Annotated in this window: 12 protein-coding genes; 9 read left to right on the forward strand and 3 right to left on the reverse strand. The window is 73.8% G+C overall.

The window, feature by feature from the left end:
- Positions 1-168: 168 nt before the first annotated feature.
- Positions 169-1,314 (reverse strand): ROK family transcriptional regulator, encoded by a 1,146-nt coding sequence (locus ABT070_RS08205; RefSeq protein WP_502990160.1) that lies wholly within the window; start codon positions 1,312-1,314, stop codon positions 169-171.
- Between the two features lie 308 nt (positions 1,315-1,622).
- On the opposite strand from ABT070_RS08205, the gene ABT070_RS08210 reads away from it, so the two are divergent.
- The 6 genes from ABT070_RS08210 (at position 1,623) to ABT070_RS08235 (ending at position 10,615) form a co-directional block, all read left to right on the forward strand.
- On the forward strand, positions 1,623-2,531 hold the full coding sequence (locus ABT070_RS08210; RefSeq protein ID WP_351756407.1) for a BadF/BadG/BcrA/BcrD ATPase family protein: 909 nt from the start codon (positions 1,623-1,625) through the stop codon (positions 2,529-2,531).
- A 224-nt stretch (positions 2,532-2,755) separates the two neighbouring features.
- Positions 2,756-4,672: a phosphatase PAP2 family protein gene (locus ABT070_RS08215; RefSeq protein ID WP_351756410.1), complete on the forward strand. Its 1,917-nt coding sequence runs from the start codon at positions 2,756-2,758 to the stop codon at positions 4,670-4,672.
- A gap of 96 nt (positions 4,673-4,768) precedes the next feature.
- Positions 4,769-6,427 carry a glycosyltransferase family 39 protein gene (locus ABT070_RS08220; protein ID WP_351756413.1) on the forward strand — a complete coding sequence of 553 codons (1,659 nt, stop codon included), beginning with the start codon at positions 4,769-4,771 and terminating at the stop codon, positions 6,425-6,427.
- Positions 6,428-6,525: 98 nt separating this feature from the next.
- Complete coding sequence (locus ABT070_RS08225; protein WP_054241013.1) at positions 6,526-7,449, forward strand: MurR/RpiR family transcriptional regulator; 924 nt, start codon at positions 6,526-6,528, stop codon at positions 7,447-7,449.
- 302 nt (positions 7,450-7,751) lie between these two features.
- Positions 7,752-8,132, forward strand: a complete 381-nt coding sequence (locus ABT070_RS08230; RefSeq protein WP_310432568.1) for a hypothetical protein — start codon at positions 7,752-7,754, stop codon at positions 8,130-8,132.
- Between the two features lie 101 nt (positions 8,133-8,233).
- Positions 8,234-10,615 carry a SpoIIE family protein phosphatase gene (locus tag ABT070_RS08235; RefSeq protein WP_351756418.1) on the forward strand — a complete coding sequence of 794 codons (2,382 nt, stop codon included), beginning with the start codon at positions 8,234-8,236 and terminating at the stop codon, positions 10,613-10,615.
- A gap of 286 nt (positions 10,616-10,901) precedes the next feature.
- Here ABT070_RS08235 and ABT070_RS08240 read toward each other — a convergent pair whose 3' ends face one another.
- Together ABT070_RS08240 and ABT070_RS08245 are read right to left on the reverse strand one after the other, a co-directional pair.
- Positions 10,902-11,774, reverse strand: a complete 873-nt coding sequence (locus ABT070_RS08240; RefSeq protein WP_351756421.1) for a peptidoglycan-binding domain-containing protein — start codon at positions 11,772-11,774, stop codon at positions 10,902-10,904.
- A gap of 57 nt (positions 11,775-11,831) precedes the next feature.
- The gene (locus ABT070_RS08245) at positions 11,832-12,659 is read right to left on the reverse strand and encodes an ATP-grasp domain-containing protein (RefSeq protein WP_351756425.1); all 828 of its coding nucleotides are present in this window, start codon (positions 12,657-12,659) and stop codon (positions 11,832-11,834) included.
- 262 nt (positions 12,660-12,921) lie between these two features.
- Between ABT070_RS08245 and ABT070_RS08250 the strand changes: the two genes are divergently transcribed.
- The 3 genes from ABT070_RS08250 (at position 12,922) to ABT070_RS08260 (ending at position 15,225) form a co-directional block, all read left to right on the forward strand.
- A complete protein-coding gene (locus ABT070_RS08250; RefSeq protein WP_351756428.1) occupies positions 12,922-13,770 on the forward strand; it encodes a bifunctional methylenetetrahydrofolate dehydrogenase/methenyltetrahydrofolate cyclohydrolase in 849 nt (282 codons plus the stop codon).
- 121 nt (positions 13,771-13,891) lie between these two features.
- Complete coding sequence (locus ABT070_RS08255) at positions 13,892-14,614, forward strand: TetR family transcriptional regulator (RefSeq protein WP_351757337.1); 723 nt, start codon at positions 13,892-13,894, stop codon at positions 14,612-14,614.
- A gap of 197 nt (positions 14,615-14,811) precedes the next feature.
- Positions 14,812-15,225 (forward strand): Zn-ribbon domain-containing OB-fold protein, encoded by a 414-nt coding sequence (locus ABT070_RS08260; RefSeq protein WP_351756431.1) that lies wholly within the window; start codon positions 14,812-14,814, stop codon positions 15,223-15,225.
- The last annotated feature ends 69 nt before the right edge of the window (positions 15,226-15,294 follow it).

The raw sequence follows: 15,294 nt of genomic DNA on the forward strand, positions 1-15,294 counted from the left end.
GCGTCGCCTTGACGGATGGGGTCCCCGGCCCTGAGGGCCGTCGTCGCACAAGCACGCCCTCGTGCGGCTGCCGTACTTCGAGTACGGGCGGGAGGCTCATCCGGAGTCGGCGTCCCGGCCGACTTAGAAAGCGCTTGTCCGGACATTGGCAGACCGAGTCGCGGGCCGTCAATCCTTGGCCCGCGCGGCCTCGGTCACGGTTTGGACTCCCCGGGCGACCGCGAGCCGCGCGGCACCCGCCACGGTGCCGGTGTCCCCGACCGTGCTGCTGACCACCTCGGTGGGCCAGCTCAGCCGCCCCAGCTCGGCCCGCACACCGGGCAGGAGCTGCGGATCGGCGCCCGTGCTGCCCCCCAGCACGATCAGGCCCGGGTCCAGCACCGCGGTCACGGCGGCGGCCAGCCGGCCCACGTCCGCGGCATGGCGGCCGAGCACCTCACGGGCCGGGGCGTGGCCCTCCCCCGCGAGGGCGAAGAGCCGCTCGGTGGTGCGCGGGCAGGGGCCGTCGGCGCTCCGCCAGGCCGCCGCGGCACGGCGCAGCAGGGAACGCGCGCCGATGTACTCCTCCAGGGCCTCCTGCCGCGGCTCACGGCCGTCGTCCCAGGGGTAGGGCAGCCGGGCCAGCTCACCGGCGGCGCCGTTCGAGCCGCGCAGCACCGCGCCGCCGACGACGATGCCGAGGCCGATGCCCACGCCGATCCGCAGATAGCCGAAGGTGTGTCGGCCGCGCGCGGCCCCTTCGTGCAGCTCCGCGAGCGCGGCGCAGTTCACGTTGTTCTCCAGGTGGACGGGCACCCCCGGCGGCAGCGCGACGGCCATGGCGTCGAAGACCGGGCCCGCCTTGGCGGTCGCGGGGCGCATGCCGCTGCCCTGCCGGTCCCGCGCCGCGACGTCGCCGACCGCGACGACGATGGTGCGCAGCGGAATGCCGCCGGGCAGCGCGGAGAGCGCCTCGCGTACGGCGTCGGCGGCGTGCGTCCGGGAGGCGGTCGCCTCGGCGAGCAGGGAGCCGTCGAGGGCGCAGCCGCGGACCCGGGTGAGGGCGGGACCGAGGTCGACGGCGAGCACGGCGCCGGCGGCCGGCCCGAGGCAGTAGACGGCCGCGGAGCGGCCGGTGCCGCTGGAGGCGGTGCCGGAGTGCGTGGCGAGCCTGGCGCTCTCCAGCTCCGCCACGGCGGCGGACACCGTCGGCTTGGACAGGCCCGCCAGGCTCGCGAGCCGCGGCCGGGTCGCGCTGCCCGCCTGGGCCAGCACGGCGAACACCGCACTCGCGCTCTCGGTCAGGCGGGGGGCTTCCGCCACGTCGAGTTCCACAGTTTCCCCCACACGGGTACAGGGCCGCGCGCCCGGACCGATCTCTCGGCGGGCTGCGGCGATGGGATGCTCCGACGTCGCGCGTTCCCGTCCCGCGGCGGCCCGGACGGGAGCCTGGACGGTCGAGTGCGCGATTACTCTTGACGCACTGTACTTCGTTAGTTAACTTCCTAACGAACTTCACGGTACTCGCCTGCCGTGCTCGTCAGAAGCCCGTCCCGGGGCTTCCCTAGTTCACCGATCCGCAACCCCTCAGACACGGTTCGCCCGCCGTCGCAGCTCTGCGCAGCAACGACGAAAGAGGATCCGTGCAGGACTCTCCCCCTTCGGGCCCCCTCGTGGTCGGCGTCGACGTGGGCGGCACCAAGACACATCTGCGTGCCCTCACGGGCGATGTCGTCGTGGCCGACCACGTCCGCTCCAGCGCCGGCTGGCGGCCGCACGACCCCGCGGCCGCCGCACGCCGGCTCACCGACCTCGTCCGCGAGACGCTGCCCGAGGGCGCGCGCCCGGCCGCACTCGCGGTGGGCGCGCACGCCTGCGAGACACCACGCCAGTGCGCGGAGATCCGCGACGCCCTTCAGCTCTCCCTCGGTGTGCCCGCCCGCGTGGTGGGCGACGCCGAACTGCTCGTTCCCGCCGCCGGACTGGACAAGGGTGTCGGCCTCGTGGCCGGCACCGGTTCGGTGGCGGTCGGCCGGCTGCCCGGCGGCGACCCCGTCCAGGTCGGCGGCTGGGGCGCGGTCCTCGGCGACGAGGGCGGCGCCGCAGGTCTGGTCCGCGAGGCGGCCCGGGCCGTATGGGCGGCCCACGACCGCGGCGAGGAACCCGGAGCCCTGGCTCTGGGCCTCCTCGCCGCTCTCGGCGTGCCCGAGGTCCCGGCGCTCGGCGCGGCCCTGGAGGGCGCCTCGGACGTCTCCGCCGAGTGGGGACGGCACGCCCCCGCCGTCTTCGCGGCCGCGGCCGACGGCTCCGCGCTCGCCCGCTCCGTGATCGCCGAGGCCGGTACGGCGCTCGCCGCGCTCGTCGCCCGCCTCGCCGCGCGCGGGGTCCCGGTCGACGACGTGGTGGTGGCGGGCGGCACCGTGCTCGGCCAGCCGGCGCTCTACGAGGCGTTCGCCGTCGCGCTCGCCGACGCGGTCCCGGGGGCGCGGCCACAGCCGCTCACCGTGCCGCCGGTCGAGGGCGCGGTGGCGTTGGCGCGCTCCCTCCTGTGAGACGCCGGCCTCGCGTTCACCCGCAGGACACGCACCGGTCGCCGGGTCATCGCGGAAGCGACACACCTCGGCCGTAGATCTTCGCTCGTACGCGTCTTCCGGCTCACACGTCGTCACAGGACGGTCGAGTCGCACGCGATCACACGTACCCCGCACGTATTCCCGCAGGTATCCCGCACGTCCTTCCCGGCCGCACGGCCGAAGAACTCGAGAGAGGCACACTCATGCCGTCACCCGTCGGGCAGTCCACCCCCTCGGCCGTGAACAGAAGGCGCTTCCTGAAGGTCTCCTTCGGCGGCTCGGCGGCCCTGGTGGCCGCCCCGACGCTGGTCTCCTGGCTGGGCGCCGCCGACGCCAAGGCCGCCACGAGCCCGCTCCCGTTCGTCGACGACTACAAGACGAACACCACGGCGAACCTCACCCCCGAGACCAACGCCGTGGTGCGGATCCTGGGCGGCTTCGCCCAGGTGTGGAAGACCGGCGCCGCCTGGAACACCGGCACCCCGCTGCGGCCCGAGATACTGCGCGCCAACATGCGCTACTGCATCGCGATCACCCGCTCCCGCACGGAGGCCGCGGGCCGGCAGGCGTTCGTCTACGACCGCCAGCACCAGAGCTACGCGATGATCGCCGGACTCGGTCCCCTGACGGACCTCTACCGGACCGGCGCCAAGGCCGTCACCTCGATCACCAGCGCGCCGGACACCACTCCCGCCACCACGATCAGTGACGCCGTGCCCGCGGACGCGCCCGCCGGCTCCGCCATCGGCGCCGGCTCCTACACCTCCGACCTCGGTCAGGTCGCGAAGCTCGTCGACACCGTGCGCGGCCCGTTCGCCTCCGGCAACCCGGGCAAGTACGCCTTCCAGTACCCGCGCCCGTGGCGCATGAACGAGAACAGCGAGGTCGTCGACACCGGGAGGACCGATGCCCTCGGCTTCCCGGTGTACGACTCGAAGGTGGTCGTCGTCCCGCAGCTGCTGCGTCAGCGCGGTACCTCCGCGACCGACGACGGCGGCTTCCCCAGCGGGCACACCAACGCCTTCCACCTGGCGTCGCTGGCTTTCGCGTACGCCGTGCCCGAGCGGTTCCAGGAGCTGGTCACCCGCGCCCTCGAACTCAGCCACACCCGGATCGTCTCCGGCATGCACTCCACCGTCGACGTCCTGGGCGGCCGCATCATGGCCACCGCCCTCGCCGCCGCCGCGCTCGCCGATCCGGCCAACGCCGACCTCAAGGCCGCCGCCCGCGCCCAGGCCCTGGCCTACTTCACCGAGAAGACCGGCACCACGGCCGACACCCTGTCCGCCTACGCGCACTCCGACGCCTCGGACGCATACGCCGACCGGGAGGCCAACGCGCGGGCCAACGAGCCCCGGCTGACCTACGTCCTCGAGCGCCAGGGCCGCAGGACCCCCCTCGTCGTGCCCAAGGGCGCCGAGGTGCTGCTGGAGACCCGGCTGCCGTACCTGACCGCCGCCCAGCGCCGTGAGGTGCTGCGTACGACCGCGCTGCCCTCCGGGTACGTCATGCTGGACGGCTTCGAGCAGTGGGGCCGGCTGAACCTGTTCGCCGCGGCGGACGGGTACGGCGCCTTCGACTCCGACGTCACGGTCACGCTGGACGCGTCGAAGGGCGGCTTCGACGCGGCCGACGCCTGGCGCCACGACATCGAGGGCGAGGGCGGCCTCACCAAGCGCGGCTCGGGCACGCTCACCCTGACCGGGCACAACCGCTACCACGGCGGCACCGTGCTGGCGGAGGGCGTGCTCGTCGCCGGGCACGCGAACGCCCTCGGCCAGGGCGACGTACGGCTGACCGGCGGCACGCTGCGCGCGGGCGCGCCGGTGCGGGTGCGGGGCGCGTGGGCCCAGGAGTCCGGCGCGGTCCTGGACCTGACGCTGCGCGGGCACCACGGGCCCGTGCTCACGGTGTCCGGGCGGGTCCGGCTGGACCGGGGCGCCGTGCTGTCGCTGCGCCTGGACGCCGAGCGGCCGCCGGCCGCGGGGACGACGGTCCCGGTGATCGACGCCTCGGCGCTGCGCGGCCAGTTCGACCGCGTCGAGCTGAACTCCGACCGCCTGCGCGCCGTACCCGTGTACACGGCAGACGGTCTGTCGGTACGACTCCTGAAGCGGTAACACCCTTCGCGGCGGGAGCCGGTGCGCGGCGGGCCCCCGAGGCTGCCGCGCACCGGCTCCGGCCACCGCCCGGCCGGTGTCACCGCAGGGCGGACGATGGCAACCGAACCGCACCCGGTCCTGGAGACCACCCCCGTCGCGAAGGCGGCGCGGCCCTCGCCGCCCGCCTGCCGGCGGCTGCTCGTCCCGGTCCTGGTGGTCGTCCTGCTGTCCCAGATGGCCGTCGCGATGGTCACCGGCGCGGTGCGGCAGACCCCGACCATCGACGAGCCGGTGTACGTCGCCACGGCGGCCGGCTACCTCCACGAGCACCGGGTGAGCCTCAACCCGGAGCACCCGCCCCTCGGCAAGCTCGTGGTCGCCGTCGGCGTGGCCTTCGCCCGCCCGCACGTCGACGCCGCGTTCACCGGCACCCAGGAGGCGGCGGGCCGGCACCTCCTGTACGGGTCCGGCAACGACCCCTGGCAGCTGATGCTGTGGGCCCGGCTGCCGGTGATCGCGCTGACCCTGCTGTTCAGTCTGGTGGTGTTCGCCTTCACCCGTGACCTCGCCGGACCCGCCCCCGCACTGGCGGCGCTCGCCCTGTACACCCTCTCCCCCGACGTCGTCGCGCACGGCTCGCTGGCGACGCTCGACGTCCCGGCGGCGGGCTTCCTGCTGACCTCCGTGTGGCTGCTGTGGCGGGCCCGGCACGACCGGGCGCGCCGGTACCTCCCGCTCGCCGGGGCCGCTCTCGGCGCGGCGCTCGCCACGAAGATGAGCACGCTGCCCGCGGTCCCCGTGCTGGCGGCCCTGGCGGCGTTGTCGGTGTGCGCCCGGCGGCCCCGCGACGTCCGCAGGGCGCTGCTGGGCGCGGTGGTGGTGACGGTGACCGCCGTGGCCGTCGTCTGGGCCACGTATCTCGCGGTCGATCCGCGGCTGCGCTGTGATGCCGGGTCGACCCATGTGCCCGTCGTGCACGGCCTGCGCGGGCACCTCGTCCGGCTGCTGCCCTTCCCCGAGGCGTACCGGGACGGCATGCGGATCCAGTTCGGTCTGGAGAATCGGTCGTGGGCGGGCTTCCTGTTCGGGCACGTGTACTCCGGCGCCCGCTGGTACTACCTGCCGGTCGCCCTGGTCGTGAAGACCCCGCTCGGGATGCTCGCCCTGTGGGCGGCCGGGGCGGTCGCGATGGTCGCGGTGCGACGGCTGCGGCCCGTGGCGCCGTACGTGCTGGTCCCGGCCGCCGTGCTGCTGGCCTCGGCCATGACCGGGGCACGGGACCTGGGGACCCGGTACGCCGTCTTCCTGCCGATGTTCCTCGCGGTGGCCGCGGGGTGCGTCCTGACGGTGCGCCGGCGGTGGGTCCCCGCGGTGGTGGGGGCGCTGGTGGCGTTCGTCGCCGTCAGCTCGGTGCGGACGTATCCCTACTACCTGCCGTACTCCAACGAGGCGTTCGGCGGACCGGCCGGGACGCATCTGCTTCTGCACGACTCCAACGTGGACTGGGGCCAGGACCTGGGACGGCTGGCCGACCGGCTGCACAGCGGCTACCGGGGCGAGCGGGTGTGGCTCGTGTACAAGGGCAGCGGGGTGCCCGCCTACTACGGCATCGACGCCTCCGACCCCAGGCGGGTGCCGCCCGCGGAGGTGCACGGGCTGCTGGTCGTGTCGGACTCCGCGGTCGCCGAGGCCAGGGGCGGGCTGGCGGTGCTGCTGCGGTCCAGCCGGCCGGTCGACGAGGTCGGCGACTCGATCACGCTGTACCGGCGGTAATCCGCGATCACCGGGTGCGCGAGGGGCGTCTTCGCCCACCCTGACGGGCCCGGTCCCTGAAGTATGTTGAGCCCGTGGAAGACAAAGGAGGCGCACCGGTGCCATCGCCGCAACAGGCACGCGCACAGGCATCCGCGATCACCTCGGGCAGAACCGGTCCGGAGACGGAGGTGTCCCCGACCTCCCGGCTCAGGGCCCTCTTCGACGGACCTCATCTGTCCCCGGGTCAACGGCGCATCGCCCAGTATCTGATCGAGCACATCACCGAGGCGGCGTTCCTGTCGATCACCGACCTCGCGGACCGCGTCGGGGTGAGCCAGCCCTCGGTGACCCGGTTCGCCGCGGCGGTCGGCTTCAGCGGGTACCCCGCGTTGCGCGAGAGGCTCCAGTCGATCGCGCTGGGCGCCCTGGCCGGCGGTCCGGCGGCGGCCGAGGTGAACCGGAGCAACGAACTCCAGGCGGCGGTCGAGGCGGAGATCGAGAACCTGGAGAACCTGCGGCGCGACTTCGCCGACCCGGACCGGGTCATCGACGTGGGCCGCAAGCTGTCGCAGTCGACGCCGCTGACCGTCCTCGGGCTGCGGATCTCCGTCTCGCTCGCCGAGTACTTCGCCTACGCCGCCCGCCGGGTCCACCCGGACGTACGGCTGGTGACCCGGGGCGGCAGCGTCGCCTACGACGCGCTCCTGCAGTCCCGGGAGGCGGGCGGGACCTGGGTGCTGGCGTTCTCGATGCCACGGCACGCGCAGGAGACGCTGACCGCGGTACGGGTCGCGCGCAGCGCCGGACTCAAGGTCGCGCTGATCACCGACCTGGCGCTGGGGCCGGTGGCCGACGAGGCCGACGCCACCTTCGCCACCGGCACCGGCTCCCGTCTGGTCTTCGACTCCTACGCCGCCCCGGGCGTGATGGCGGCGGCGCTGCTCCAGGCGATGACCGACGCGGGCCCCGAGCGCACCCAGGCGCGGCTCGAGGAGTACGAGCAGATCGCCGAGCAGCACCAGTTCTTCCTGCGTGAGTGACCGGCCTTTCCCAGGCCACCCCCTCCCCCGGTAATAAACAGAGGGATCATTGCGGGCATTTCGCGCATGAATGTTTTCATACGTCTTGCAAAGCAGTCGGCATATATAAATACTGCTCACGGCTGCATCCGCCCGCCAAGGGCTCATGTACGGGCACCCGAAGCCGCCGTCCCCTACCCGCGTCGGCGCCCAGGGTGTTCGGGGCATCGCTTGCGCGAGCGCCCGTGGTGGCCCCGGTCTTCCCCTGGGCCGGGGCCACCCCGAACCGTCGGACCACCGTCACGACGCCAACACCGGAAGCGATGATCATGACCCTGACGACGACGCGCATCAGCTCGGACTGGCCGTGCCAGGTCAAGACTCCCGGCAGCTACGACTGGGAGCGCTCGGCGGCCAAGTGGCTGCGCGAGCTGGTGCCCGCGCGTTACGCGAGCTACCCGGCGCTGCTGCGCCACCCGGTACTGCTCGCCCGCCATGCGCAGATCCAGGTCCAGAACGAGGTCCGGGTGGCCCGCACCGCTCTGCAGACCGCCCGCGCCGACCTGCCCCGGCTCGGACTGCCCGAGTCGGTCATCGAACACACGATCAAGATGTACGCGGCCGAGGTCATGCAGTTGCAGCACATCGCGCGCAGCGTCCGGGCGGTCACCCAGGCCCTGGCCGAGCAGGGCTCCGGACGCTGAACGGGAAGATCCGTTCGCATCTCCCCGACGGACATCGCACCTGACGGGAGCGATGGCGCAAGACCCCGATCGAAGTCACCACGGTGTGCCATGCTCAAGGCGTGACGAGCGAATCCGCCCTGCCCGCTCGGTCCGGTGACGTGCCCGACATGGCAGCGCTGACCCGGGTCGTGGCGCGCCAGCGCGCGGAGCTCGACCGGCTGCAGGATCTGGCGGCCACCGCGGCCGTGCTGGAGCGCGCCAAGGGCGCCGTGATGGCGCAGCTCGGCTGCTCGCCGGACACCGCGCAGGAGGAGCTTCGGCAGCGGGCCAAGGCCAGGGAACGGACCCTCCTGGAGGAGTGCCGGCTCAGCCTCGGCGCACTCTCCGCACAACCCTGCGGCACCGCCGAGCCGGCCGCGGCCGGACCCCCCGCCCGGCGGACCGCACCGGGCCGGGCGCCCGACGAGATCGACGCCGCCGCCCTCGGCCGCCTCAGCCGGGCCCTCGTCCGGGTCGGCACCCCGCACGATCTCGCCCGCTGCCTGCTGGACCGGCTCGCCCCTGACGTGGGCGCCGACGCCGTGATGATCTTCGCGCGGCGGCCCGGCGGCGGTCTGGAGCTCACCGGACACGCCGGCGTCGAGCGGACGCTGGCCGAGCAGTGGAGCCGGGTACCGCCGGTCAGCGGGATCGCCGCGCTGGACGCCCTCGCCGCCGGGCGGCCGCGCTGGCTGGAGGACCTCCGCGAGGACGCCGAGCGGTACCAGCTGATCGGGGACCCGCCCGAACGGTGGCCGTCCCGGGCCTGGTTGCCGGTGGTGACCGGCGCGTCGGCCGACGTCGTGCTCGGGATCCTGCGCCACCGTGAGGGCGCCTTCCCGCCCCCGGTGCGGGAACACCTGCTGACCGTCGCCCAGTTGTGCGCGGGCCCGCTGCGCACGTTCGGCACCCGGCCGGACCCCGCCGCGGGCGGGGTCGCGGACGCCGTGCAGACGGTGCTCGACCGGCTGCCCGTCGCCGCGGTGCTGCTCACCGCGCTGCGCTCCGCGTCGGGGGACGTGGAGGACTTCCGCATCGACGCCGCGACCGGCGTGACGTCCGACGCCGTGGGCCGCAGCGGGCGCGAGCTGGTCGGCCTGCGCTTCCTGGAGTGCTGGCCGGAGGTCGCCCGCGATGCGCTGTGGGAGGGGTGCCTGCATGTGCTGGCCGACGAACTGCCGTACGAGAGCGAGCCGTTCGCCCGGCAGCAGATCGTGTCCGGGGTGAGCGAACTGGCCACCTACTCGGCGCGGGTGGTGCGGTCGGGCGACGGGCTGGTCGTCAGCTGGGTCCGGCACGATCCGTCCGACCGGCAGGAGCAGCGGCTGGCGGACGTGCAGCGGCTGGGCAACCTCGGCTGGGTCAACTGGAACCTGGACACGGGCGAAGGGAACTGGTCCTCCCAGGTCTTCAGCATCTTCGAGCGGGACACGGCCCAGGGTGTCGTCCCCCTTTCCGGGCTGCCGCGGCTCGCCTCCCCCGAGGATCTGCCGACGCTGGCCCGCGCCGTCGGAGAGCTGGTGCGGCACGGGCGGCCGTGCGACGTCCCGTTCCGGATCGTCACCCGGGCCGGCATCCGGCATCTGCGGATCGTCGCCGAGGCCGTCCCGGACGCCGGCGGCACCCCCGTCGAGGTGCACGGCTTCGTACAGGACCTCACCGCGCAGCGCAGCGCCGAACTCGCCCTCGTCGCGAGCGAGCGGGCCATGCTCACCCAGCACGGAGTGCTCGAGGCCGAGCGTCTGATGGCCGCCCGGCTGCAGAACGCGCTGCTGCCCCTGCCCCGGCAGCCCGTCCGGCTGGCCGGGCTGCGCGTGGACATCGCCTACCTGCCCGCGCAGTCGGGCCTCAGCGTCGGCGGCGACTGGTTCAGCGCCATCGAACTCCCCGACGGCGACGCCCTGTTCGTGGTGGGGGACGTGGCCGGACACGGTGTGGGCGCGGTGGCCTCGATGGCCCTGCTGCGCTTCACCGCCAAGGGCATGGTCATCACGGGTTCCTCGCTGACCGGGGCCCTCAGCCGCCTCAACGCCCTGTTGCTGCACTCCCGCGACCCGCACGGCTCGGCGACGATGGTGCTGGCCCGCTACAGCCCGCGCGAACGGCGGCTGGAGTGGGCGCAGGCCGGTCACCCGCCGCCGTTGCTGGTGCGGGCCGGTGAGGCGCGCTACCTCGAGCGTCCCTTCGGGATGCTGCTCGGCGCGACCGACACGCCTCACTACGAGGCGGCGGAGGTTCGGCTGAAGCCCGGCGACCAGGTCCTGCTCTACACCGACGGCCTGGTGGAGCGGCCCACGGAGAGCATCGACCGCGGCCTGGAGCGGCTGGCCGGGGCCGCCGTGCCCCGGACCGGGGCCGGCCTCGTCTCCCTGGAACAGCTGCTCGGCGCGACGCTGGAACCCGAGGGACGCGACGATGTGTGCGTGCTCGACATCCAGGTGCCGCCGGACGCCGAGCGGTAGGGACGGCTCAGTCGTCGCGGTGCCGCCAGTACCACAGCGCCCCGACCACGACGGCCAGCAGGAACACGACGGGCAGCACCAGGCCCGGGATGCGGGACACGCTCATGCGGACGGCTTTCGGCTCGACGGGCCGAGGTGCCGAACGCGCGCCGGCCCGCCGTCCATGGTGACACGCGGCACACTGCCGACCGCGGCCTGTTTCCGAGCCGTTTACCCGTCACCCGGCCATCCGTCGGCCGGTCGTCCGCCGACCGCTCATCCGTCACCCCGTCACCCCGTCACCCCGTCATCCGTCGGCCGAGGCGGTACGGGACTCCAGATCGCGGCGGGTGTCGTCGCCGTAGACGCCGCTCTCGTCGCCGCGGATGCCGTACCAGAGCTGGAAGCGGGCCACGGCTTCGGTGAGAACGGTGTCGTAACGGCCGTCGGTGGGGCCGTTGTCGTACACGTTCGGGATGCGCAGCAGGCGCTGCTGGAGGTCGGTCACCTCGGAGCCGCTGTCCCCCTCCCGCAGGGTGCCGGCGCCGTCGGGGTCGGCGGACGCGCTCGCGGTCGGGGTGGGGCCGGCCGTCGTGGGCGGGGGTGTCTGCGCGGCGGCCTCGCCGCCCCGGCCCGGCAGCAGCAGCGCCCCGGCGAAGCCGAGGAGGGCGGCCGCGCACACGCCGACCACGATGGCGCCGCGGCGCACACCGGCACCGGAGCCGGCTCGGGTGCGGACTCCCGCCCCGTCCGCCGGCCGTGCGGCACGGGCTCCACCCCGTTCCCACGCCTCACCCGGGCGGTCACCGGGGCCGCCGCCGGTCAGGGGCCGGGGGCCGCCGGACCCGCCCGCCCGGTCCCGCCCGCCGCCCTCGGCACCCCGGTCCCGGCCGCCGCCCTCGGTCGCCCAGTCGCGGCCACCGTGCGGCTTCGGCCCGGACTGCGGGATCACCGTGGTCGCCGGGCCGAGGTCCAGGAGCGGGAGTTCCTCCGTCGCCGCCTCGTCCCCGTCCGGGTCGGACCCCAGGGGTATCGACTCGTAGGAGTCCGGTTCCCGGGTCAGTTCGGTCATCTCGCGGAACAGCTCCGCGAGGGCGTCGGTGTTGCGCGGTCGCAGGACCCGGATGGGTTCCAGGACCGGGCGTTCGTGCGGCTTTCCCGGTTCCTCCGGTGTCGGCACGCTCGTCTCCCTCCCGTGGGTCCCCCAGGAGAGATACGGGCGGACGGGCGGACGGGTTCAGCCGGCGAGGAAGTGGCGCAGGGAACGGGTCGTCGCGGCGACGAAGGCGTCCTGTCCGGCCTCGTCCAGGGCGTCGAGGGACAGGTACGGGTTGAGGTCCTCCAGCTCGACCAGCAGCAGTTCGCCGTCGGGGGCGCGGCAGGCGTCGACGCGCTGGATGCCGTGCGTGAGGCCGTTCCAGTCGATGAAGCGCCGGGCGAACTCGAGGTCCCGCACGGTGGGCCGGTAGGGCTCGAGCTGCCAGCGGCGGTCGGGGTGGGGTGCGTACAGGGCGTACTGGAAGTCGTGGTCGATGTAGGTGAAGGACACCTCGTAGGCGAAGTCGACGCACGGCTGGACCAGGACCGAGCCGTCGGCCAGGGCGGGGAGCGCGTCGGGCGGCAGGATCCGCAGGCCTATGGAGTCGGCGCCGAGCTTGGGCTTGACGACGTACCGGTCGGCCTCGGGCAGCCGGTGCAGGTCCTCGGGCCGGTCGACGGTGGGGATGACCGGGTAGCCCTCGGCGCTCAGGTCGAGGAGGTACTGCTTGCCCGCCATGTCGGCGCGGCCGGTGAGCGGGTTGTAGACGCGTACGCCGTCCTGGAGCGCGCGCTCGCGGAATGCCTCGTACTCCTTTCGATAGCCCAGGACCGGGCCGCTGTTGCGGACGACGACGCCGTCGAAGGACTCCATCAGGGCGGCCGCGTCCAGCGGGTGGCACAGGGCCAGGTCGAAGTCCGCGCGCAGCCGGGAGGTGAGGAAGACGTCCTCGTCGCAGTAGCGGCGCCCGCGCGCCTGATAGGCCAGGTCGGTCACGTAGAGGAGACGGGGGCGGGCGGCGGACATGCGGTCTCCTGATGACGGTCGAACGGTGCGGAAAGGTTACGTCAGACGGCGTGCGGGCGGTCCGGGGCGGGACGGCCGTCACCGCCGGCACCCAAGAGGGGCGGTGGGACTCCCGACGGACGGCGGAACTCCCGACGGGCGGTGGGACTCCCGGCGGGCGGTGGGACTCCCGAGGGGCCGTGGGACTCCCGAGGGACAGTGGGCGGACGGGCCGTACGATGACAGGACCGTCGTTTTTCTCCCGAAGGGCTCGTCGACTCCCGTGACCACCGCAACACTGCTCGACGGCAAGGCCGCCGCGGCCGACATCAAGAACGAACTCGCCCTCCGCGTCCTGGCGTTGAAGGAACGCGGCATCCACCCGGGGCTCGGCACGATCCTCGTCGGCGACGACCCGGGCAGCCGTTCCTACGTCGGCGGCAAGCACCGCGACTGCGCGCAGGTCGGCATCGCCTCGATCCGCGTGGAACTGCCCGCCGACACCTCCCAGGCCGACGTCGAGGCCGCCGTGCTGCGGCTCAACGCCGATCCGACGTGCACCGGCTTCATCGTGCAGCTCCCGCTCCCGGCCCATATCGACACCCATGCCGTGCTGGAGCTGATCGACCCGGTCAAGGACGCCGACGGGCTCCACCCGACGAACCTCGGCCGGCTGGTGCTGGGCATCCCGGCCCCGCTGCCCTGCACCCCGCGCGGCATCATCGATCTGCTGCGCCGCAACCGGGTGGAGATCACGGGCCAGCAGTTCTGCGTCATCGGTTGCGGTGTCACCGTGGGCAGGCCGCTCGGCCTGATGCTGACCCGCAGCACCGAGCACGCCACGGTGACCCTGTGCCACGAGGCCACCCAGGACACGGCCGCGCACGCCCGGGAGGCGGACGTGGTGGTGGCCGCGGCCGGCGTGGCCCACCTGGTCAGGCCCGACTGGATCAAGCCGGGCGCGACGGTGCTGTCCGTCGGTCTGACCCGCACGGTCGAGGGCATCCTCGGCGACGTCCACCCCGACGTGAGCGGTGTCGCGGGGTCCTTCTCGCCGCCGGTCGGCGGGGTCGGACCGATGACGCGGGCGATGCTGCTGACCAACGTGGTCGAGGCCGCCGAGCGGATGTGACACCGGCACCCGGTTCCGGGCACTCGGTTCCCCGCCGGAGGGAACTGAGTGCCATCGGCGCCGATCAGGTGTTACGTTCGCGTCCATGAGCGCCACTCACAAGGCGGAGGCCAAACCGCCCATGCGGGACGCCCTGGTCGCGGCGGCCTTCCGGCTGTTCCTGGAGCGGGGCTACGAGCAGACCACCGTCGACGACATCGTGGCCCTGGCGGGCGTCGGCCGGCGGTCCTTCTTCCGCTACTTCCCCTCCAAGGAGGACGTGGTCTTCCCCGACCACGAGCGGTGCCTCGCCGACATGACGGCCTTCCTCGGCGCGAGCGGCCCGGAACACGAGCCGGTGCGACGCGTCTGTGACGCCGCCCGGCTCGTCCTGCTGATGTACGCCGAGAACCCCTCCTTCTCCGTGCAGCGCTACCGGCTCACCAAACAGGTGCCCGGGCTGCGGGCGTACGAGCTGTCGGTCGTCTGGCGCTACGAGCGCGCCCTCGCCGAGTACCTCCGGGGCCGCTTCACCGGTCGGCCCGACGGCACCCTGCACGCCGACGTGATCGCGGCCGCGGTGGTCGCCGCCCACAACAACGCGCTGCGCTCCTGGCTGCGTTCGGACGGGCAGGGCGACGCGAGCGCGACCGTGGAGCACGCGCTGGGGTACGTGCAGTCGGCGTTCGGCGCGCCCCCGGCGGCCCCGGCGCCCGCGACCCGCCCCGCGTTCGCGGCGCTTGCGCCGCTCCCGGTGCCGCCCGCCGACGAGTCGCCGCAGGACGTCGTCGTGGTGGTGTCCCGACGCGGGGCGCCGCTGTGGCGCGTGGTGCAGGAGATCGAGACGACCCTCGGACGGGACTGAGACCCCCTCGGAGCCTCCGCCGGACCCACGCCGGACCCCCGCCGAACCCACGCAAGATTGTGGGTACGCAGTGCCTTTACGCGTGGCACTGAGTGCCATACGCTGTGGACGTGCACGGTGGCACGGCTGACCGGGCACGTGCGTGCACGGGCGAGCCGCGCACGTGGATTCCGGCCGAGTGCAGGGAGTTGACCCGCGTGTACCACTACTCAGGAAACGCCGTTCAGCAGGCCGCCGGCTCCGCGGCGGGCGTCCTCGACCGCGCGAACGCCGACGGCGACACGATCCTCTTCCAGCGCTGCACCTGGTGCGCCACCGCCATGTACCACCGGCTCCTGTGCCCGGTGTGTCAGGGCAGCGACCTGCGCACCGAACGCAGCGAGGGCGCCGGCACGGTCCGCCACGCCACGGTGGTGAACCGCAACACCCCCGGCGCCCGCAATGTGTCGCTGGTCGAGATGGCCGAGGGGTTCGTCGTGCGCGGCCGGGTCATGGGTCCGCTCATCGGCATCCACAGCGGCGACCGCGTCCGGCTGTCCACGGTCAAGGACCCGGTACGCGGCGAACCCGTCTTCCAGCTCCTCGACGAGCCCTACCGGGCCTGGCACTAGAGCCTTCGCCTCAGCGGGCCGAAGCCGGACAGCGGAGACCCGCTGTCCGGTTCTTTGCGCTCCGCCACC

Origin of the sequence: Streptomyces sp. NPDC002884 (genome assembly GCF_040295245.1) — a bacterium.
Lineage (GTDB): Bacteria > Actinomycetota > Actinomycetes > Streptomycetales > Streptomycetaceae > Streptomyces.